This window comes from Clostridium sp. (genome assembly GCF_036781005.1).
Taxonomy (GTDB): domain Bacteria; phylum Bacillota; class Clostridia; order Clostridiales; family Clostridiaceae; genus Clostridium_B.
The window spans coordinates 83,350-104,997 of record NZ_DAIQBT010000003.1 but is presented as its reverse complement, the minus strand read 5'-3'; the positions used below and the strand labels follow the sequence as shown (position 1 = coordinate 104,997).

19 protein-coding genes, 1 tRNA gene and 1 pseudogene are annotated in these 21,648 nt (G+C 32.1%); 18 read left to right on the top strand and 3 right to left on the bottom strand.

Annotated features, from left to right (window positions below):
* Positions 1-118: 118 nt before the first annotated feature.
* From V7Q02_RS02035 to V7Q02_RS02020, 4 genes and pseudogenes are all read left to right on the top strand, one after another.
* Positions 119-1,276, top strand: coding sequence for a VanW family protein (locus V7Q02_RS02035; RefSeq protein WP_333859292.1), 1,158 nt, complete (start codon positions 119-121; stop codon positions 1,274-1,276).
* Between the two features lie 106 nt (positions 1,277-1,382).
* Positions 1,383-1,467 (top strand) — tRNA-Leu (locus tag V7Q02_RS02030).
* A gap of 175 nt (positions 1,468-1,642) precedes the next feature.
* Positions 1,643-1,931: pseudogene (locus V7Q02_RS02025) on the top strand (response regulator); the annotation flags it as partial.
* A gap of 551 nt (positions 1,932-2,482) precedes the next feature.
* Positions 2,483-3,847, top strand: coding sequence for an APC family permease (locus V7Q02_RS02020; RefSeq protein WP_333859291.1), 1,365 nt, complete (start codon positions 2,483-2,485; stop codon positions 3,845-3,847).
* 77 nt (positions 3,848-3,924) lie between these two features.
* Here the strand turns inward: V7Q02_RS02020 and V7Q02_RS02015 are convergent, their stop codons facing one another.
* Both V7Q02_RS02015 and V7Q02_RS02010 read right to left on the bottom strand, forming a co-directional pair.
* Complete coding sequence (locus V7Q02_RS02015; RefSeq protein ID WP_333859290.1) at positions 3,925-4,500, bottom strand: phosphatase PAP2 family protein; 576 nt, start codon at positions 4,498-4,500, stop codon at positions 3,925-3,927.
* Between the two features lie 135 nt (positions 4,501-4,635).
* Positions 4,636-4,908 carry a DUF1294 domain-containing protein gene (locus V7Q02_RS02010; RefSeq protein WP_333859289.1) on the bottom strand — a complete coding sequence of 91 codons (273 nt, stop codon included), beginning with the start codon at positions 4,906-4,908 and terminating at the stop codon, positions 4,636-4,638.
* An 815-nt stretch (positions 4,909-5,723) separates the two neighbouring features.
* On the opposite strand from V7Q02_RS02010, the gene V7Q02_RS02005 reads away from it, so the two are divergent.
* The 6 genes from V7Q02_RS02005 (at position 5,724) to V7Q02_RS01980 (ending at position 12,680) form a co-directional block, all read left to right on the top strand.
* The gene (locus V7Q02_RS02005) at positions 5,724-6,401 is read left to right on the top strand and encodes a response regulator transcription factor (RefSeq protein WP_333859288.1); all 678 of its coding nucleotides are present in this window, start codon (positions 5,724-5,726) and stop codon (positions 6,399-6,401) included.
* The gene (locus V7Q02_RS02000; RefSeq protein ID WP_333859287.1) at positions 6,398-7,438 is read left to right on the top strand and encodes a sensor histidine kinase; all 1,041 of its coding nucleotides are present in this window, start codon (positions 6,398-6,400) and stop codon (positions 7,436-7,438) included. The genes V7Q02_RS02005 and V7Q02_RS02000 overlap by 4 nt, the downstream gene beginning before the upstream one ends.
* A 166-nt stretch (positions 7,439-7,604) precedes the next feature.
* Positions 7,605-8,270, top strand: a complete 666-nt coding sequence (locus V7Q02_RS01995) for an ABC transporter ATP-binding protein (RefSeq protein WP_333859286.1) — start codon at positions 7,605-7,607, stop codon at positions 8,268-8,270.
* A gap of 12 nt (positions 8,271-8,282) precedes the next feature.
* Entirely contained in the window at positions 8,283-10,769 is a 2,487-nt protein-coding gene (locus V7Q02_RS01990) for an ABC transporter permease (RefSeq protein ID WP_333859285.1), read from the top strand.
* 253 nt (positions 10,770-11,022) lie between these two features.
* On the top strand, positions 11,023-11,421 hold the full coding sequence (locus tag V7Q02_RS01985) for a hypothetical protein (RefSeq protein ID WP_333859284.1): 399 nt from the start codon (positions 11,023-11,025) through the stop codon (positions 11,419-11,421).
* A 371-nt stretch (positions 11,422-11,792) separates the two neighbouring features.
* Positions 11,793-12,680, top strand: a complete 888-nt coding sequence (locus V7Q02_RS01980) for a DMT family transporter (protein ID WP_333859283.1) — start codon at positions 11,793-11,795, stop codon at positions 12,678-12,680.
* Positions 12,681-12,702: 22 nt separating this feature from the next.
* On the opposite strand, the gene V7Q02_RS01975 is transcribed toward V7Q02_RS01980, so the two are convergent.
* The gene (locus V7Q02_RS01975) at positions 12,703-13,284 is read right to left on the bottom strand and encodes a 5' nucleotidase, NT5C type (RefSeq protein ID WP_333859282.1); all 582 of its coding nucleotides are present in this window, start codon (positions 13,282-13,284) and stop codon (positions 12,703-12,705) included.
* 241 nt (positions 13,285-13,525) lie between these two features.
* On the opposite strand from V7Q02_RS01975, the gene V7Q02_RS01970 reads away from it, so the two are divergent.
* The 8 genes from V7Q02_RS01970 (at position 13,526) to gpmI (ending at position 21,588) form a co-directional block, all read left to right on the top strand.
* On the top strand, positions 13,526-14,233 hold the full coding sequence (locus tag V7Q02_RS01970) for an N-acetylmuramoyl-L-alanine amidase family protein (protein WP_333859281.1): 708 nt from the start codon (positions 13,526-13,528) through the stop codon (positions 14,231-14,233).
* Positions 14,234-14,312: 79 nt separating this feature from the next.
* On the top strand, positions 14,313-15,323 hold the full coding sequence (splB, locus tag V7Q02_RS01965; protein ID WP_333859280.1) for a spore photoproduct lyase: 1,011 nt from the start codon (positions 14,313-14,315) through the stop codon (positions 15,321-15,323).
* Between the two features lie 96 nt (positions 15,324-15,419).
* On the top strand, positions 15,420-15,887 hold the full coding sequence (locus tag V7Q02_RS01960) for a tRNA (cytidine(34)-2'-O)-methyltransferase (protein WP_333859279.1): 468 nt from the start codon (positions 15,420-15,422) through the stop codon (positions 15,885-15,887).
* Positions 15,888-15,941: 54 nt separating this feature from the next.
* Positions 15,942-16,781, top strand: a complete 840-nt coding sequence (locus tag V7Q02_RS01955) for a DegV family protein (RefSeq protein WP_333859278.1) — start codon at positions 15,942-15,944, stop codon at positions 16,779-16,781.
* 166 nt (positions 16,782-16,947) lie between these two features.
* Positions 16,948-17,955: a type I glyceraldehyde-3-phosphate dehydrogenase gene (gene gap / locus V7Q02_RS01950; RefSeq protein ID WP_333859277.1), complete on the top strand. Its 1,008-nt coding sequence runs from the start codon at positions 16,948-16,950 to the stop codon at positions 17,953-17,955.
* 119 nt (positions 17,956-18,074) lie between these two features.
* Positions 18,075-19,271, top strand: a complete 1,197-nt coding sequence (locus tag V7Q02_RS01945; RefSeq protein WP_333859276.1) for a phosphoglycerate kinase — start codon at positions 18,075-18,077, stop codon at positions 19,269-19,271.
* 22 nt (positions 19,272-19,293) lie between these two features.
* Positions 19,294-20,040, top strand: coding sequence for a triose-phosphate isomerase (tpiA, locus tag V7Q02_RS01940; RefSeq protein ID WP_333859275.1), 747 nt, complete (start codon positions 19,294-19,296; stop codon positions 20,038-20,040).
* Positions 20,041-20,058: 18 nt separating this feature from the next.
* Positions 20,059-21,588, top strand: a complete 1,530-nt coding sequence (gpmI, locus tag V7Q02_RS01935) for a 2,3-bisphosphoglycerate-independent phosphoglycerate mutase (RefSeq protein WP_333859274.1) — start codon at positions 20,059-20,061, stop codon at positions 21,586-21,588.
* Positions 21,589-21,648 lie beyond the last annotated feature (60 nt).

Here is a 21,648-nt window from a genome sequence, read left to right as displayed (position 1 = left end):
AATATCATAAAATTACATCTGTTTTCAGGGAATAATACAATTTAAATAATACTTTTTACATACCCAAAATTATAACTGTATAGTATAATAATTATGTAAAAATAAAGAGGTGGTCAAAATGAGTAGAAAAGATGAAACTAATAAGTCAAAACAATTACTAAAAAAAAGATTATCGGTAGCAATTGTGTGTGCTCTAGCTGTCTTTGTAAGTATAAGTTGTGGATTTATAGTGTATCACTATAATGATATAAAATACTGGGATAATTTAATTTATCCTAAGGTGTCTATAAACAATATAGATCTTTCTGGAAAAACCAAGACAGAAGCTGAAAATATGGTAAAAGCCGCCTATTCAGATGAAATAAAAAACAAGAAAGTTATTGTAACTGCAGGAGATAAAGAGTATGAACTGTCTTATTCAAATATAAGTCCCAGGTATAATGTAAGCCAGGTAGTAGAACAGGCTTATTCTTATGGAAGAAATAGTAATATATTTAAAAAATATAAAGTTTTGAATTATCCTAAAGCAGTAGATTATACATTAAAATTTACTTACGATGAAAAACCTGTAGAAACATTTATAGATAACATTGAAGAACAGGTTAACCTAGATCCTATAAACGCATCTTTGAAGATGGAAGGAGTGGGATTTACAGTAATACCTGAACAAAGTGGAGTTAAATTGAATAAAGATGGGTTGAAAAAAGAGTTGGTGTCTAAAATAGATGGCAGTGTGGGTAAGGATTTAATTGTAAAGGCAGAACTACAGTCTGTAGAAGCTGCAATAAAAGGTGAAGAATTGAATTCGGTTGATACGTTAATATCTAGTTTTAGTACAAACTATGGGAGTATATCTTCATATCAGAGAGCAAATAACATAAGACTTGCCACAGGGAGCATAAATGGGTATATAGTAATGCCTGGAGATACTTTTAGTTTTAATGGAGTTGTAGGAGAGAGAACTGCAGCAAAAGGGTATCAGGCAGCTCCTGTTATTATTGGAGATAAACTGGAGGATGGATTAGGAGGGGGGATATGTCAGGTATCTACCACTCTTTATAATGCAGTGAATAAAGCAGGCTTGCCCTCTGTTGAGAGAACTCATCACACTCTTCCAGTACATTATGTGAAAGAAGGTATGGATGCTACTGTAGATTATGGAAATATAGATTATAAATTTAGGAATGATTTTAAATATCCTATATATATAGAGGGATATACATCAGGGGGAAATGTAGTATTTAATTTATATTCAAACTCTGCTGTGGTTAATTAGTAAAAATATTTATTGAATTTTAAAGTTGGTTTTATAATTTTAATAAAAATAGAAGTTTATATATTAACTTAATTAGAAAAGTATGATATAATAAATAGGTGATTTTGCGGATATGGCGGAATTGGCAGACGCGCTAGATTCAGGTTCTAGTGGATAACACCGTGCAGGTTCAAGTCCTGTTATCCGCACCAGAAGATTAGGTAAAAATAGATGCAGGGCTTAAAAGCCAGTGTTTATACGGCCTGACTAGGGTTTTGAATGAAAAATTCAAAACCCTAGTTTTTTATATATGCACCCTGCTTTTTAATGAGAAAGCGGGGTGCTTCTCTTTTTCAGGGTATGCTTTAAGGAATAAATATGAGGAGGATGAACTTGAAGTACACTATTTTAGTGATTGATGATGATAAAGAATTGTGTGCCCTAATCACGCAAAGTGTATTAAAAGAAAAAATAAATGCTGATTATTGTTATTCTGGTACAGAGGGATGGGAACTTCTTGAAAAAAATGATTACCAACGTATTCTTTTAGATGTGATGATGCCGGGAATGGACGGATTTCAAACCATGAAGAAAATAAGGGTGCAAAGTAGCTATACCCATTCTTATGTTAACTTCTAAAAATGACAGCATGTCAAAAGTGCAAGGACTTCGTTCCGTATAATAGGAATTATAGACTCGGGTTCAGCTGTGCTGTCAAAAAAATCATAGATTCTAGGCTTTTCTTCAATTCTGTAATAATATATTCTTGAGTATTTAACATACTTGTTAACCGACTTCCATTTATATTGGTTGCAACTGTATTTTATAGGATTTTAAGGCGGTTTTTTATATAATTTTATCCTTATTAACAGTATTCTTAGTGTCTTTAAGCACTTAGAATACGTTATCCTTTAAGGGGAAACTTATCTAGGAACCTCCACTTTAAAAAAGATGGGGTATTGGCAATGCTGCGTATAACGCATACTTTTTTCTTGTAAAGCCCAAAAACAAATGATATACTAACTTTTGTCGAAATGATGTAAAGGTATTCTATTTTTTGTCTAAAAACTCATTAAAGGGAAAACACTTTTAAGAAATATAAGTAAGAAGGTTCAGGCTGGCTTTTAGTTTCAATTGATATTTCTTACATAGAAGTACAAGCTTTCTATTTGTAGGTAATGAGTTATTGACAACAATGGAAAGAAAGTTATAAAGGGGATTAAAAAAATGGGAAATGGATTAAAAAAGAAGTATGGGCTATTTACAGCGGTGGCCATGGTAGTGGGTATTGTTATAGGCAGTGGAGTTTTTTTCAAGGCAGAAGCTGTGCTTAAAGCAACAGGTGGAAATATGCCCCTTGGAATTGCAGCTTGGGCTATTGTAGGTCTAATTATGATTATATGTTCTTATTCTTTTGCAACAATGGCTACAAAGTATGAAAGGGTTAACGGCGTAGTGGATTATGCTGAAGTGTCCGTAGGTAAAAAATATGGATATTATGTAGGGTGGTTTATGGCAGTTATTTATCAACCCACTATTACATCTGTATTGGCCTGGGTATCTGCAAGATATACCTGTGTGCTTATTGGATGGGATATTACGGGTGGAGCTTGCATGACTATTGCATGTTTTTATCTTGTTGCTAGTTTTGCAATAAATTCGCTTTCTCCTGTTATTGCAGGAAAATTTCAGGTGGCTACTACGGTTATTAAACTTATACCCCTCCTGCTTATGGCGGTTATAGGCACTGTAATTGGATTGTCAAATGGCATGACTGTAAATAATTTTTCTCATGCAGTGGATTCTAGTGTAAGTTTAGGTGGAGGCTTATTTGCTTCTGTGGTGGCAGTTGCTTTTGCTTATGAAGGATGGATTATTGCAACTTCAATAAACTCGGAGATTAAAGATTCTAAAAAAAATTTGCCAAAGGCACTTATACTGGGAGCTTTTATAGTAGTGGCAGTATATATTTTCTATTATATAGGACTTGCAGGTGTGGTTAGTACAAAAACACTGATGAAAAGCGGTGAGGCAGGTGCAAAACTGGCTTTCCAGAATATTTTTGGTTCGGTAGGAGGAGATCTAGTATTTGTATTTGTTATTATATCCTGTCTTGGCACGCTAAATGGTCTTATGCTTGGGTGCAGCAGGGGATTGTATTCACTGGCTATTAGAGATTCAGGGCCAAGGCCTGATATTTTTAAACAGGTAGATTCAATTACCGATATGCCAACTAACTCTTCTGTTTTTGGATTACTTCTCTGTGGATTTTGGCTACTTTATTTTTATGGAGCAAATCTTACTTCACCTTGGTTTGGAGTATTCTGTTTTGATACATCGGAACTACCTATAATAACTCTTTATGCGGCATACATTCCAATCTTTATCATGTTTATGATGAAGGAAAAAGATTTAGGTTCATTTAAAAGATTCGTAATGCCTGTGCTTTCAGTTGTAGGCTGTATATTTATGGTGGTAGCGGCTTATCTGGCTCATGGAATGTCTGTAGTGTATTATCTTATTGTTTTTGCAGTGATAATGATTATAGGAAGTGCCTTTTCTGATAAAAAATCAAAAAGTGAATTTATATAATTTCAGTAAATGATTTGAAAAATAATAGGAATACCAGAGAGTAAAGTCATGATTTTTATATGTACTCCCTGGTATTTTTAAAATAGACCCTGAAAACTATTTATAATATATGAAATGTAGTCTTCATTAAAAATAACAAGCACTAATTTTGAACATAGTATACCAAGTATGGTTCCAGATATAATATCTGTAGGATAATGGACATATAGGTATACTCTTGATAAGGCTATCAAAATCGCTATGGCAATAAATATGAATTTATACTGCAGAAAATATACAGACAGAGTATGTGCTGCAGCAAAGGATGATAAAGTATGTCCCGATGGAAAAGAATAGGATTTAGGTTTTGTTATGAGCAAGTTTAAATAGGATCTCCTATGAAATGGTCTATTTCGTTTTACTATATTCTTTATAATTCCCTCTCCTAAAATGGTACCTGCAATTAGAGTTATCAATACCAAAATACCAATTTCTCTGTAGGGCTTGCGTATTATCAATAAAAAGGCTATTGCCACCCAAATTGAACCTAAATTTCCAGTAGTAGTTATTACACGCATTATAGCATCCAAATATTTATTCTGTACATATTTTTTTATAAGAAACAAAATATAATTATCAAATACATATATTGCCTTTAAAATGATCATGCCCATAGAAAGTATACCCCTCTGTAAAAGTGAATTAATTCTTATCATTATCCTATCATATATTGGAGATTTAAACATTAGAATTGGATTAAGAAGGGTTTATAATTACGTAAAAAATCAAGTGGGAAAAATTCATTTGTTTTATGGCAGCAGATTAGTTAGATATTTAAAATATAAAAATAGTTGTAATAGTATAATAATAGGAATACCTATAACAAATTTTAGATGTTTGGTTTTATGCCTAAAAGCATGCATACCAAAAAATATACCCAAACTCCCGAATAAAATAGCTGTAATAAAAAGTTTGTTTTCAGGTATTCTCCAGCGGCCCTTTTTGGATTTGTTTTTATCAATATACATTAATACAAAGCCATATATGTTTACCAGTAAAACATAATATAAAAATATTTTCATAATGTTATAAGTCCTCTTTTTTCTAATAGATTATACTTGTAAAGAGCATATAATATATTTTTTTAAGTTATGAGATTATTTTATCAAGTGAATGTATTTGGGTCAAGGGTATGGGGTATAATTGTGAAAAGGCGTTAAATTTGTGTTTCATGGTATAAAGAAAAAGAGAAAGAAAAATATCAATTTTTATATTTAAACTTGTAGTGTATGATATAGATCATAAAGAGTTTAAACATTTAAATCTCAACTTTATAAAAACTGCTAAGTATGGTGTAGCCTAATGTTATACTAAATATTAAATAAAGGAATAGGCTATTTCCATATAGATTAATTACAAGAATATTAAAAAAATATGGTAGTAAATTTTTAAAATAAAATATTAATATAAAAGAAAAAAATAACATTGGCAAACCTAATATAATGATTTTAGGATAATTAATTTTCCAACTTCCAGTTTTTCTGAATTCGATAATAAATTTTTCCATTCCTAATAATAAACCTATAACTATACCTAAAATAATAGAAATAATAAAATATGAAATGTTGTAGTTTAAATTCTGTTTCTTATAATTGAAAATAACATTTTGCATATATGCAACAAGAAAAATAATAAAAAGAAAACTAAGTAGATATAACAAATAGAATCTAATTTTTTTCAACATAATCACTTCCCTTTCACATTTTTATGTAAATTTTTGCAATAATATATAAATATTCAACAAAAAAAGCAAAAATCCTCTATTTTTATGGTTTGACAGTAAAATTAATTAAGGTTACCATGTGTTTAAAAGATTTATTCAAAAGGGGTGATTTTATTGAAGCGAATCCTTGTAGTGGAAGATGACATAATTTTAAATTCCGGCCTTTGTTATAATCTTCAATTGGATAATCATGAAGCTGTTCCCGCATATAATATATCCTCTGCAGAAGAAAATATAAAGGAGGGCAGTTTTGATTTAATTGTGTTGGATGTAAGTTTGCCAGAAGGCAGTGGCTTTGATTTTTACAGGAAAATAAAATCGGGTGGAGATACTCCTGTAGTATTTTTAACTGCTAGGGATATGGAAGAAGATGTTATGAAAGGATTTGAACTGGGAGCTGAGGATTATATAACAAAGCCTTTTAACATAAATATATTCAGAAAAAAAGTAGAAGCTATTTTAAGACGGTGCAGCAAACAGCCCACAGAAAGTATTTACATACAAGGTAGTTTTATTATAGACTTTAATAAGTTTACAGCTTCTCTGGAAGGAAAACAAATTACATTGACTCCCACAGAATATAAGATGTTAAAGATTTTTACAGAGAACCCCAATCAGATACTTACAAGGCAGGTATTACTTGAAAAGTTATGGGATTTTCATGGAAATTTTGTGGATGAACATGCCCTCACCGTTAATATCAACCGCCTTCGTGGAAAAATTGAATGGAAAGATAAAAAATATATAAAAACCGTTTATGGAATGGGCTATATGTGGGTAGAGGAAAAATGATTAAAAAGAAAGTGTCCATGGGAAATGTCTATAAGGGAATTGGTATTTCATTTTTTATAATGGCGGTATGTTTTATTACAATTGTGTTTTTTTATTTCAAGCACTGGATCATAAGAATTGCTGCAATTTTGTTTATTCTGTATTTTGTACTGGTGGTTTTTATATTTATTTTGCTTGTGAGAAAAAAAGTGGTTGATTTTTCAGATTCAATAGGCCAGTACATTGAAGATATGATAAATGGCAAGGAGAAAATTATATTTCCTGTAGAATCTGAAGATTTGATTGATAAAATTTATATAAAATTAAGACGTCTCTATAAAATTATGATGGAAAACAGCAGCAGGAATAAAAAAGAAAAACAGGCCATACAGGAAATGGTATCAGATATTTCACATCAGGTAAAGACTCCGGTGGCAAATCTTAAAATGTATAATTCAACTCTGCTTCAGTCCAGATTTGACCTGGAGAAGGAAAGGGAATTCTTACTTATTATGGAGTCTCAAATCAATAAACTGGATTTTTTAATGCAGTCTCTGGTGAAAATGTCCAGACTAGAAACAGGGGCTATCACACTTTATATTAAATGTATACCTTTATATGATACTCTGGCTCTGGCTTTAAACAGTATAGTTCTGCCAGCAGAAAAGAAAAATATAAAATTGGCTGTAAAATGTGATACCCATATTAAAGTATTCCATGACAGAAAATGGACAGCTGAAGCTCTCTTTAATATTTTAGATAATGCAGTGAAGTATACACAAAAAGGAGGGAGCATTTCTGTTGAAGTGATTTCCTGGGAAATGTATACAAAAATTGATATTAGAGATACAGGCAGAGGTATTGCAAAGCAGAATATAAATAATATATTCAAAAGATTTTACCGTGAAAAAGAAGTTCATAACATATATGGGGTTGGCATAGGACTTTATCTTTCCCGTCAGATTATTTGCCGTCAGAGGGGATATATAAAAGTAAATTCCAGGGTAGGAGAAGGTTCAACTTTTTCAATATTTCTTCCAAATGAAGGGCAGTTTTGAAAGCTGCTTTTTTTGTGAGGTGATTTAGAAGTATCTTGGCACAAATATCTCAATACTGTGATATCCAATTTTGAAATTGAGAGATTTATGATATATTTTCACTGTAGTATGTTAAGTATAATGTGATGAAAATATTAAACTTAACAGTAATCTGGAAGGAGGAAATATGGATATATTAAAGGCAGATAAGTTGAAAAAGTATTATGGAAGTGGAGATAATGTGGTAAAAGCTTTAGATGGAGTGAGCATAACTGTGGAAGATGGTGAGTTTGTTTCTATTGTAGGTACATCAGGCAGCGGAAAATCTACCCTGCTGCATATGCTTGGGGGATTGGATAAACCCACTTCAGGCAGTGTAATAGTGGATGGAAAGGAATTATCCCTTATGAATGATGAATCCCTTACTGTTTTCAGACGGAGAAACATTGGATTTATCTTTCAAAATTATAATCTGGTGCCTATATTGAATGTTTACGAAAATATTGTTCTCCCCATTGAACTTGATGGCAGCAAGGTGGATAAAGACTTTATAGACAGTATTGTGAAAATGTTAAAACTTGAGGAAAAGTTGAATGTACTTCCAAACAACCTGTCTGGAGGGCAGCAGCAGAGAGTGGCTATTGCTAGGGCATTGGCTGCAAAACCTGCTATCATACTGGCAGATGAACCTACAGGAAATTTAGACAGCAGAACAAGTCAGGATGTAATTGGACTTTTAAAGGCTACAAGTAACGAGTTTCATCAAACCATAGTAATGATAACTCATAACGAAGAAATAGCACAGCTTTCGGACAAAATTATTCATATTGAAGATGGCAAAATTGTGGAGTAGGGAGGGGATATTTTGTTTCAAAATAATAATAATGCAGTAGTAAAAAAGCTTACAAAAAGAATGGTACAGACAAATAGGTCCCGGAATACCTATATAATTGCTGCAATTGCCCTTACTGCCCTTTTGATTACTTTTGTATTTAGTATAGGTATGAGTTTTTTAAAGTCATATAAAATGCAGCAGATACGACTTATGGGTTCTAAAGCCCATGTTTTAGTTACAAGGGTTACCCAGAATCAAATTAAAAAACTAAAATCTTTGGATTATGTAAAAGATGTAGGACTTATGAGTTATGTGGCAGAGGTAAAAAACACCTCCAAAATGAAAAATATGTCTGCTAGGTTATACTGGTATGATAAAAGTGAGTGGGAACAGTTCAGGTCACCTGCGAATACAAACATAGTAGGAAATTATCCTGAAAAATACAATGAAATTATGGTACCTCTATGGATGCTTGAAAATATGGGTATTAAAAATCCTGTAGTAGGAATGAAAATATCTTTGGATTTTTTTATGGATGAAGATAATAATGAATTCAAAAGTGAAGCTTTTGTGTTATCAGGTTATTTTAAGGATTATGTAAATATTCGCTCTGGAAATATAGATGCAATGCTTGTGTCTTATAAATTTGCAGAGAAAAATGTAGATGTTGAAAAAAATAGGGTTGCATCTGTAATTTATAAAGACAGCAGAAATATTAATAAATATAATGATAAGCTTACTAAAGATTTATCTATTACTGGAGAACAAAAAATTAAAACTTCTCCTATGTATGATGAAAGAGATAATGAGGATTTGCCCTATACTTTACTTGCTTTTGGAATTATTATATGTTTTATTATGTTTACTGGTTATTTACTTATTTATAATGTACTCTATATTTCAATTTCAAAGGATACTAAATTCTATGGCCTTTTAAAAACCATAGGTACTACTCCTAAACAATTAAGCAGCATAGTAAAAGGTCAGGCACTTAGATTATCTGCAGTAGGGATTCCTCTGGGACTTTTATTTGGAGCGGTTCTCTCTTTTTGGGCAGTGCCTGTGGCCCTTAGCATAGTTACTCTTGATACTGGAATTGAAATATCTTTTAATCCTTTGATTTTCATGGGGGGAGCATTTTTTGCATTGATTACTACACTGATTGGAGCCTATAAGCCGGCGAAAATAGCGGGAAGAATAACTCCCATTGAATCTATAAATTATACTGGCATAAATTTAAAAGGAAAGATAAAACGGTCTGTAAATGGAGGGAAATTATATAAAATGGCATGGCGTAATATCTTTCGTAATAGGAAACGTGCTATTATAGTGTTTACATCCTTATTTTTAGGAATTACTACTTTTATGGCAGTTACCTGTCTAATTTCCAGTATGAATGTGGATAATTTTATTGCATCTTATATGGATAATGATTTTACTCTTGAAAATAATACTTTAGATATTGGTACTACTGCTGGGAAAAAACAAAAATTTAATGAAGATTTCCTGAAAAAAATTAAATCTATAGAGGGAATAACTTCACTTCATACCACCTCTATTGAGGAAATGCATATGAAATACAGTAAAGAGCAGTTTGGAAAACATGTAAAATGGTTCAGAGAAAGATTTAATATCAAAGGGGATATCACAGAAGAAAATATACGCCAGGGATTCTTTGGATACATAATAGGTATTGACAGCAGTTATATTGAAGAATTCAATAAAAATAGAAAAAAACCTATAAACATTGAAGCTTTTAAAAAGGGACAATTGGCACTGATTGGAACGGATAATCCAGAAAATTATTCGAAGGTGGATAAAATGGAGGTTACTGTTGAATCTACAAAAGCAACTTTTAAAATATCTTTAGGTGGATTCATTCCATGGGGAGTTCAGTATGCAGGAGGGGGAATGGCTCCTAATATTTATATGTCAAATGAAGCTATTAAAAAATTAGTAGGTGATCCTTATATATACAAGGTAAATATTAATGTAGAGAAAAATTTTCAAAAGCAGATCCTGGAGAAAATAAAATCTCTTACAGATAAAGATAATGAAATTACCCGTATTTCTAAAATAGAGCAGCAGCAAATGATGCATGATGTTAAGATGGCCATGTATATTTTAGGTGGGGGAGTTGCTTTAATATTAGCACTTATTGGAGTGATGAACTTTGTCAATGTTATGTCAACTGGTATTAGGGTACGAAAGAATGAATTTGCCATAATGGAAAGCATGGGTATGACTAAAAGACAGATGAGAAAAATGTTAAGATTTGAAGGGTTGGCATATGCAGGTATTACTATGGTTTTAGTTGGATCTTTTGGAAGTCTCATTACTTTTGCCTTGTTTAAATTATTTCAGCAGCAGGCAGATTATGCAGTATTCTCATATCCCTATTTTCAGCTGTTCTGCAGCATTGTAATAGTATTTTTAATATGTATTATTACTCATGAAATTCAATATAGGATATCTACAAATTCAAGTGTTGTGGAGAGACTTAGAGAAATAGAGTAATCATGGATTGTATACCATTTATTAAATGCACATATTTCAGTACAAAAATTTTTGTATTAAAATATGTGCATTTTTTAACGAAATTTTATAAATAAATTACAAAATTAGATGGACATATTCCTATTATAGTAGTATAATTAAATCAAAGAATGATAATAATTTAACAAACTTACGAGCTATTAAAGTTAAGAATATTAAAAAATATAAAAGATAACTTATCAAAAATAAATTTTAATTTAAGGAGGAAATTTTTATGAGCAATTCTATAACAAAATACAAGGATTTTAATACAGTAGATGAAATTTTAAACAAATGGTTTAATAAATCGAACAATTTAACGGACGATTGCGGAAGTAAAGATATCTATCCTAGTCGTTGGGAAGAAGCTCCAAATGGTTATAAAGCTGTTTGTAGAACTGTAGGAATAAGACCTGAAGATGTTAGTGTTGTTTTGAAAAATGACTATGTACAAGTAAGTGGTAAGAGTGTTGTAGATTCTCATGATTATTCTGTTAGTTGTAATTTACCTATAGGTTTAAAAATGAGAGATAGAATTGAAAGTATAGATTATAGAGCACAGGATGGAATAACTATTATTTACCTTAATGTAAAGAAAGAATCAAAAGAAGGCATTAATATAAGAAGAATTTAAATTATAGAGAAATGCCTATACTTTATTACACGCCTAAAAACTTATATTTATTATAGAAAAGAGCTTATAGAAATATAAGTTCTTTTTTTTGATGGAAAGCTTGACTTTTACTTATCTAAGGAAATATTATTATATCAAGTGATTCAGAGGTTACGATGGAGTTTTATCATAGAAATGCTTTTCTCCATCTTAATCTTAGAAGAACTTATTAATTTTAAGGGGGCTTTTAAGGCATGTATTATTTAAACTTGTTTGAAAATGATCAACCATCCTTTCATTCTTAATCTGAGATGAGGATGGACAGTTATTATGGCGGGGCACCTCATTTTAGGTATTAATGCTATTAAATGAAAAGACGGAGGATATTTAAAATGAAGGAAAAATTATTAGGATCTTTGTATTTGTTTCTTGCAGCTTCTATATGGGGATCAATGTATGTACTTAGCAAATATATTTTAGAATTTGTATCTCCAATTACATTACTTTGGATTAGGTATGTTATTGCTTTTGTTGTGTTATTTATAATACTTAGGGTTTTTCAATATAAAAAAGGGAATAAAGTGGTTGTAAAAAAAAGGGACTGGCTTTTGATAGCGTGGATAGGTTTTATAGGATACTTTATATCCATATTTATGCAGTTTTTAGGCACTCAACTGTCTGATGCGCATACTGGAGCTTTGATTACAGCATCTACACCGGTTTTTGTGGTTTTATTCGCCAGGTTCATATTGAGAGAAGCTTTTACTGCAAAAAAAATAATATCTCTAGTACTTGCCACTTTAGGTGTTATTATAGTTATAGGACTTGATAGGATGTTTCTAAAGCATTTATTAGGTAATATAGTATTAGTAGGGGCAGCTGTGACTTGGGCACTTTTATCTGTCTATGTTAAAGTGGCATCAAAGCGTTTTGATTCTTTAACTATAACCACCTATGCAATGTTGTTTGCACTGATATTTACTACTCCTTTTATGTTTTTACAGCATGAAAACATTTCTCTTATATTATATAACAGGCAGTTTTTGCTTGGAATATTGTATCTTGGAGTTATATCCACAGCAGCAGCATTTTTCCTTTGGAACAAAGGTATTGAATTAATGGATGCAGGAATAGGATCTTTATTTTTGTTTTTTCAGCCTGTCACAGGTTCTATTTTAGGATGGCTTTGTCTGGGGGAGCAATTGAACACCAGCTTTTTTATAGGTGGAATACTAATAATAATTGGTGTGTTTATAGCTTCAAAAGATGAAATACACTAAAACTTAGTTTGTGAAAATGCTATTATATGACTTTTCTCTGTAATAGCATTTTTTCTAAGATATTGTATATGTCATTCCAACTAAATACTCTTGTAATATTTTTATTCAATGGAAAGCGGTTATAATTGGTATCTATTAATAGTGTTTTAAATCCGCTGTCGGATAACTGCAGGGCATTTTCATAACAGTCTTCTATAAATACATCACATTTTAAGTCTATGGCAGTATCCACCTTATAAGAAGTACCAAGTACAAAAACATCATCATAGGGTATGTTGTGTTTATTTAAATAGTGATAAGTGAGAATTTCCAGGTCTTTTTCTCTGGCAGTTACAAAGTAGATATTATTTGTGCTTATAAGTTTTTTAATAATTCTTTTTACATCTTTTCTTAGAGGTTCTTTTCCACTGTGAAGTTCAAATTTATTTTTATTGTAAAAGTCTATATATTCATCTCTTGTCACTCCCATAACTTTATCAACTCTATACTGGGTCACTTCTTCAATGGATATATTTTTTTTAAAGTATTTATTAGCTGCGTTAAGCCAGAAGTAAGGGTCTGTAATTGTTCCGTCAATATCTATACATATATTTAAAAAATTCATTTTATCAGCTCCTTTTGATAATTATATTAGTATATAAATGTTAATGATATATTAAAATTATATAAAATATAATTTACTAAAAGTATAATGGATGAAAAATATCTTTCTTCGTCTGACATTTAACTAAATAAAATTTAAATTCATATGGAAAATTAAGTAAATAAATGGTATACTTACTATAAAATACTAAATTGAAAAAGAGAGTAGTGATAGTATGCTATTTAATAGCAAGAAAAAAGTCATGTTTTCTTGTGTTTTTTTTACTCTAGTAATGCTAATTTTTGCTAAGAGTGTTGGTCTGTTCAATGGGAATGGGAAAAATTCAATTAATATAACTGCTGCTCCCGGGGCTAATACATCAGGAAAAACTTGTTATAGGAATACTCAATCAAAAAAATACTATATAATTCTTGATCCAGGGCATGGGGGTATAGATAAAGGTACCAGTTATGGAAGCATGGAGGAAAAGAATATAAATTTAAAGATAGCAAAGTATGCTAGGGCATATTTGAATAGTAAAGGAAGCGTGGTATTTCTTACCCGGGAAGAGGACAAGCTGTTGGCACTTAATGAAATAGGGGATAAAGTGAATTCTTCCTGTGCAGATGTTTTTGTTTCAATACATGTAAATTCATTAAATGACAAGGATTTTAAAGGTATAACTACATTATACTATGATGTAAATCGATATCAGGAAAAAGAGAGGATAAAACTGGCTAACTCTATAGAGAGGGAATGTATAAAAGATGACGGGTGGGAAAATAGAGGTGTAAGAAAACAAAATCTGGCGGTACTAAGGTACAGTAGAATTCCAGGGGTATTGGTAGAATGTGGATTCATAACTAATGAAGAAGATAGAAAGAGATTGTCTGATGAAAAAGTATTGAAGACACTTGCCAAAAATATCTCAAATGGAATAATTAATTATTTGGATGAAAATAAAGAGTAAAAGGACTTTTTAGGGTATTTATTCTTACTTTTTGTAGAATGATATATTAAAATGATATATCAGTAAAGGGTGATTATTTGTGTTTGTGCCAAAGAGAGTAATATTTGAAGAGAAGTCTTTAGAATATGCTTTAGGAAATAATATCTTGGAATATTTTAGTCATAAAAATAATGTGGAGATACTTTATTCCAAGAGTGGAAGAATAGTTGGAATACCTGGAAAAAGCCCAGAAGATATGTATCTTCAAGGTAAAAATACTTTAGTGGTGGGTGTAAGAAAAATTTCCAATTTTCAGTCCTGCAAGCCTTCTGCGAATTATCAGCTGCCTCTGTGCAGTGGGTGTATGGGAATGTGTGAATATTGTTATTTAAATACTCAGATGGGGAAAAAACCTTATATAAAGGTATATGTTAATTTGGATGAAATATTTAATAAGGCTGAAGAATACGAAATGGAAAGATATCCAGATAACACTGTATTTGAGGGAGCCGCAACTTCAGATCCTGTTCCTGTAGAGTTTTACACTGGAGCTTTAAAAAAAGCCATAGAATTTTTTGGTTCCAGGAATAATTCTTACTTTAGATTTGTTACAAAATTTACAGATATAAATAGTTTGCTTAATTTAAATCATAATGGTAAAACCACTATAAGGTTCAGCATTAATACAGATAGGGTAATAACTCAGTTTGAACATAGGACTCCAAAGGTGGAAGAAAGGTTAAGGGCGGCTTTTAAGGTGATAAGGGCTGGGTACAAGCTTGGGTTTATAATTGCTCCTGTTTTTTTATATTCTAATTGGAAAGAAGAGTATAAGGAGCTCTTGGAAAAGATAAATAATATTTTTCAAGGAGAGGAGATTTCCTTTGAAATAATATCTCATAGATTTACTAAAAGGGCCAAAGAAAATATATTAAAAGTATATTCTAAAACCAATCTTCCTATGGAAGAAGAAAATAGAAAATTCAAATATGGTCAATTTGGCTACGGTAAATACATATATAAACAGGAAGAATTAAAAGATATGAAAGAGTTTTTTACAGAAAATATAGTAATGAATTTTGGAAATGGTGCTATAAATTATATTATATGATTTTTAGAGATGAGTAATTATGTGTTATAATAAAAAATAATACTCAAGGATGGATTTAAAAAGACTAAAGTATAATACGTTTGGGAGGAAATTACATTGAGTTTAAATATAGTTCTGTTTGAACCCGAAATACCTCAGAATACTGGAAATATTGCAAGAACTTGTGTTCTTACAGGTTCAAGACTTCATCTTATAAAGCCATTAGGCTTTAGTCTGGATGAAAAACACTTAAAAAGGGCAGGTCTTGATTATTGGAAGTATTTGGATTTAACCTTATATGACTGCTACGAAGAAATTAGAGAAAAATATAAAAATGGAACCTTTTATTTTTCTACTACCCATGGAGGGAATTTTTATCATTGTGCAAAATTTAAAGATGAAGATTTTATAGTTTTTGGAAAAGAAAGCTGTGGATTGCCTGATAAAATAAGAAATAGCCATCCAGAGAAAAATATAAGGATACCTATGATAAAAGCAACTACACGTTCTTTGAATTTATCTAATGCTGTAGCAATAGTCGCCTATGAGGCCTTAAGACAACTTGATTTTCCAAATATGAAATGACAAATTCCGGTTTGATATGTATATTTACATACCTTAGGAAGGAGCTATCTTCAAATGGAGAAAATAAAAATAATAACAGATAGTACTGCAGATTTACCAGACAGTATATTGAAAAAATACAATATAGAGGTACTGCCTCTTCTTATTAATTTTAAGGAAAATTCTTATAGGGATGGAATTGATATGGATATTCATACTCTTTTACATAAAATGGATAAAAGTGATGTGTTTCCATCTACTACCCAGGTAAATCCCCAAACCTTCCTGGAATGCTACGGCTCCTATATAAAAGAGGGATATAAAATAGTATCTATTCACCTTTCATCCAAAATGAGCGGTACATATCAATCAGCGCGTATTGCAAAAGAAATGCTTAAAACAGAGGATATAATTGTAATAGATGGAGTGAATGTAACCTCTGGATTAGGGCTTCAGGTTATTAAAGCTGCAAAATTGAAGGAACAAGGTTTTGGAATAAAAGATATAGAAAGTAAGATAAGTGAAATGTCACCTCATATAAAGAGTACTCTTGCTTTTAATAGTTTAGACAATCTTGTAAAGGGAGGAAGGCTTTCTAAAACAGCTGGCATTATAGGAAATATCCTGGGAATAAAAATAATAGTGACAGTGAAAGAGGGGGAAATGGCAGTAGTTGACAAGGTAAGAGGAAGTAAAAGAACTCTCAGAAATATGGTGGATTATATAGACAAAAAGGGTATAAAAGAGGGGGAAGTATCTATATTGCTTCATGTGGGAGAATCAGATATATTGGATATATTGAGAAATCATTTAAAGGAAAAGAAGATAGAATTTATAGAATGTGAAGTAGGGTGTACAGTGGGAGTACATTCAGGTTCCCCAGCTTGTGGATTATTTTTTGTAGAAAATTATTAATAGGAATTATATATAGTTAAGTATCTAAATATAAGGCATATAAAAATACCCGGTATTTTTATATGCCTTATATTTATGAATATTTTTAGAGAAACTGCGATAAAATATAAATTAGTAGGGGCAATAATAGGATTCAGTGATTTTTAATACAAGGAGGAAATTAGAAATGACTAAAGTTGGTATTAATGGTTTCGGTAGAATAGGGAGAAATGTATTTAAGGCATTGGTAAAAAACTATGGCGACAATTTGCAGGTTGTGGGTATTAATGATTTGACTGATGCAAATACCTTGGCTCATTTGTTAAAGTATGATTCATTGTATGGAAAATTTCAGGGAAGCTTGGATGCAGGGGAAGACTCAATAATTGTAAATGGAAAAAAGGTAAAAATATTTGCAGAAAGGGATCCTAAAAATATAGATTGGAGTTCTTTAGGGGTAGAAATAGTTATAGAATGTACAGGATTGTTTACAGATGCCACAAAAGCTAGTGCCCATATGGCAGGACAGGTAAAAAAAGTATTAATATCAGCTCCAGCTAAAAATGAAGACATTACTATAGTCATGGGAGTTAATGAAGAAAGTTACGATGCTTCAAGGCACAATATAATTTCAAACGCATCTTGTACCACAAACTGTCTTGCACCTTTTGCTAAAGTACTTCACAAGGAATTTGGTATAGTAAAAGGACTGATTACTACAGTTCATTCCTATACGGGAGATCAGAGATTGCTTGATGCTCCACATAAGGATATGAGAAGAGCTAGAGCTGCAATAGAGTCCATGGTACCCACTACTACCGGGGCTGCGAAGGCCGTTGCATTGGTACTTCCAGAGTTAAAAGGAAAGTTGAATGGATTTTCACTGAGGGTTCCTACTCCCACAGTATCTTGTACGGATTTAGTTGCAGAGCTTTCAAAAGACATTACTGCAGAGAAGGTAAATGAAGCATTTAAGAAGGCTGCGGAAGGAGATATGAAAGGAATACTTGGCTATAGTGAAGAACCTTTGGTATCCATAGATTACAGGGGAGATGACAGATCCTGTATAATAGATGCCCTTTCAACTATGGCAATAGGAGGAAATATGATAAAGGTTATTGCCTGGTACGATAATGAATTCGGATACTCAAATAGACTTGCAGATTTAACTAAATATGTCGCTGATAGGCTATAGACAGTATAAGGTTCCTGATTTTGTAGTTTTGCTATAAGACAGGGATTTTTTACTATAATATTTTCTAAATCAGTTGTATAATATTAAATAGAGTGTTTATAAAGGAGATGAAAAGATAGATGGTTTTTAATAAAAAGACAATTGAAGATATAGACGTGAAAGGAAAAAGGGTGCTTGTAAGATGTGATTTTAATGTGCCCCTGAAGGAGGGACGGATTACAGATGAGAATAGACTCATAGGTTCTCTTCCTACTATAAAATATTTAATAGAGAACAATGCTAAAATTATACTGTGTTCACATCTTGGAAAGCCAAAGGGAGAAGCAAAACCGGAAATGTCACTTTCTCCCGTTGCAAAAAGGCTTTCAGAACTTTTAAAGAAAGAAGTGGTATTTGCAGCAGATGATAATGTAGTAGGAGAAAATGCCAAAACTGCTGTTAAAAATATGAAAGATGGAGATGTAATACTGCTTCAAAATACAAGATATAGGGTAGAAGAAACTAAAAATCAGGATAACTTTTCAAAAGAACTGGCATCCCTTGGAGAAATTTTTGTAAATGATGCTTTTGGTACCGCTCATAGAGCACATTGTTCTACTGTAGGAGTTACTAAATTTCTTTCTACAGCCGTATGTGGGTATTTAATACAAAAAGAACTTGAATTCTTGGGAAATGTCATAGAAAATCCATCCAGACCTTTTACAGCCATACTTGGGGGAGTAAAGGTTTCCGATAAGATAAATGTAATAAATAATTTATTGGAAAAAGTAGACACTTTAATAATTGGAGGAGGAATGAGCTATACCTTTGCAAAAGCACAAGGATATACCATAGGAACCTCTGTAGTGGAAGAAGATAAAATAGAGTATGCAAAAGAGATGATAGAAAAGGCAAAAGAAAAGGGTATAAAATTACTGCTGCCTATAGATAGAGTAGTTACAGATAAATTTGATGAAAATGCAAAGCCTATATTAGAGGATAATAAAGATATAAAAGAGGGTTTTATGGGCATGGATATTGGTCCTAAGACTGCTAAAGTATATGAGGATGCCATAAAAAATTCCAAAACAATAATCTGGAATGGCCCCATGGGGGTATTTGAGTTTAAAAATTTTGCAAAAGGAACTTTTGCAGTGGCCAAAGCCATGGCAGAATCAGGTGCCACTACCATCATAGGGGGAGGCGATAGTGCGGCAGCCGTAAATCAGCTGGGTTTTGGAGATAAAATGACTCATATATCTACAGGAGGGGGAGCCTCTCTTGAGTTTTTAGGAGGAGAAGAATTGCCAGGGATATCTGCTTTAAATGATAAATAACTTTAAATAGGGGGAATTATTTATGAGAAAAGCAATAATAGCAGGAAATTGGAAAATGAATAAAAACATGGAGGAAGCTTTAAAACTGGTTGAAGAACTGAAGCCTCTTGTAAAGGGTGCAAAGTGCGATGTGGTTTTGTGTCCACCTTATATTTGCCTTGATGCAGTGGTTAAAGCGGTAAGTGGAACCAACATAAAAGTTGGAGCACAGAACATGCATTATGAAGAAAATGGTGCCTACACAGGAGAAATTTCTCCAGGAATGTTAAAGTCTCTTAAGGTAGATTATGTTATAATTGGACATAGTGAAAGAAGACAGTACTTTAACGAACAAGATGAAATCATAAATAAAAAGATAAAAAAAGCTTTGGAACATAATATAATCCCTATAGTTTGCTGTGGGGAAAGTCTTTTAGAAAGAGAAAATGGTATAACAGAGGAAGTGCTTGGCAGACAGATAAAATTGGCACTTAAAGATTTAAAAGATGAACAGGTAGAAAAACTTGTTATAGCCTATGAACCCATATGGGCTATAGGAACAGGTAGAACTGCCACGGATAAACAGGCAAATGATACAATAGCTTATATACGAGGAGCAGTTTCAAAAATTTATGGAGAAACTGCGGCAGAGGCAGTGAGAATTCAATATGGAGGCTCTGTAAAACCTTCTACAATTAAAGCTCAGATGGAACAGCCCCATATAGATGGAGCGTTAGTTGGAGGAGCCAGTTTAAAGCCAGAAGATTTTGCAGCTATAGTAAATTATTAAATTTTTTTGGAGGAAAACATGGAAAAAAGGCCAGTAATGCTTATGATACTAGATGGTTTTGGAATTTCAAAAATAGATAATGGAAATGCTGTGAAAGCAGCATATAAACCTAATTTAGACAAATATTTCAGGAAATACCCCCATACTGAACTTGGAGCCAGTGGCTTAAGTGTAGGATTGCCGGAAGGGCAAATGGGTAATTCAGAGGTTGGACACTTAAATATAGGGGCAGGGAGAATAGTATATCAAGCCCTTACCAGAATTACAAAGTCTATAAATGAAGGGGAATTTTTTAAAAATAAAGTTTTAAATAGTGCTGTAGATAACGCTGTGAAAACCAATTCAGACTTACATCTTTTAGGACTTGTATCTCCAGGAGGAGTACATTCTCATACGGATCACTTAAAGGGACTCTTGCAGTTGGCTAAACAAAAAGGAGCAGGCAGGGTTTATATTCATGCCTTTACAGATGGAAGGGATGTTCCTCCAAGTTCTGCCTATATGTATATAGATGATATGGAAAAATACATAGAAAAAATAGGAGTAGGAAAAATAGCAACAGTGTCTGGAAGATATTATGCTATGGATAGGGATAAGAGATGGGATAGGGTGGAACTTGCATATAATGTCCTAGTTTATGGCAGGGGAAATAAGGCAGGCAGTGCTTGTGAGGCAGTGACAAATTCTTATGACAATGGAAAAACGGATGAATTTATAGTTCCAACAGTAATCGAAGAAAATAATAAACCTGTGGCTACCATAAAAAGTGGGGATTCTGTAATATTTTTTAACTTCAGACCAGATAGGGCAAGACAGCTTACCAGAGCTTTAAATGATAATATATTTAAAGGTTTTAAAAGGGAAAAGCTTAATTTGAAGTTTGTAACCATGACTGAATATGATGCAACCCTTGAAAATGTATATGTTGCCTTTAAGAATGAAGTGTATAAAAACACTTTAGGAGAATATGTGAGTAAAATGGGAAAAAGTCAATTGAGGATAGCAGAAACAGAAAAATATGCCCATGTAACTTTTTTCTTTAATGGTGGAGTTGAGACACCAAATAAAAATGAAGACAGGGAGCTTATTCCATCTCCCAAAGTAGCAACTTATGATTTAAAGCCTGAAATGAGTGCAAGAGAAGTAACTTCTAAGGTTTTAGATAGATTAGATTGGAATAAATATGATATGATAGTATTAAATTTTGCAAATCCGGATATGGTAGGACATACAGGAATATTTCAGGCTGCTAAAAAAGCAATAGAAGTGGTGGATGAGTGCTTAGGCAAAATTGTGAGCAAGATATTAGAAAAGGATGGTACAGTATTTATAACTGCAGACCATGGAAATTCTGAACAGATGGTAGATTATTCTACAGGAACTCCTATGACAGCCCATACTACAAATTCAGTACCATTTTTGTACATATCAAAAAATTCCACTGAGTTAAGAAAAGATGGTATATTAGCAGATATTTCCCCTACTATACTCCAGGTTATGGGACTTGAAAAACCTAAAGAAATGACAGGAAAAAGTCTTATCAGATAGCAAAATTTTGTATTAATTTTCGGAGACAGTATCAAAATAAAGTATTGAGAGGAGTTGAAA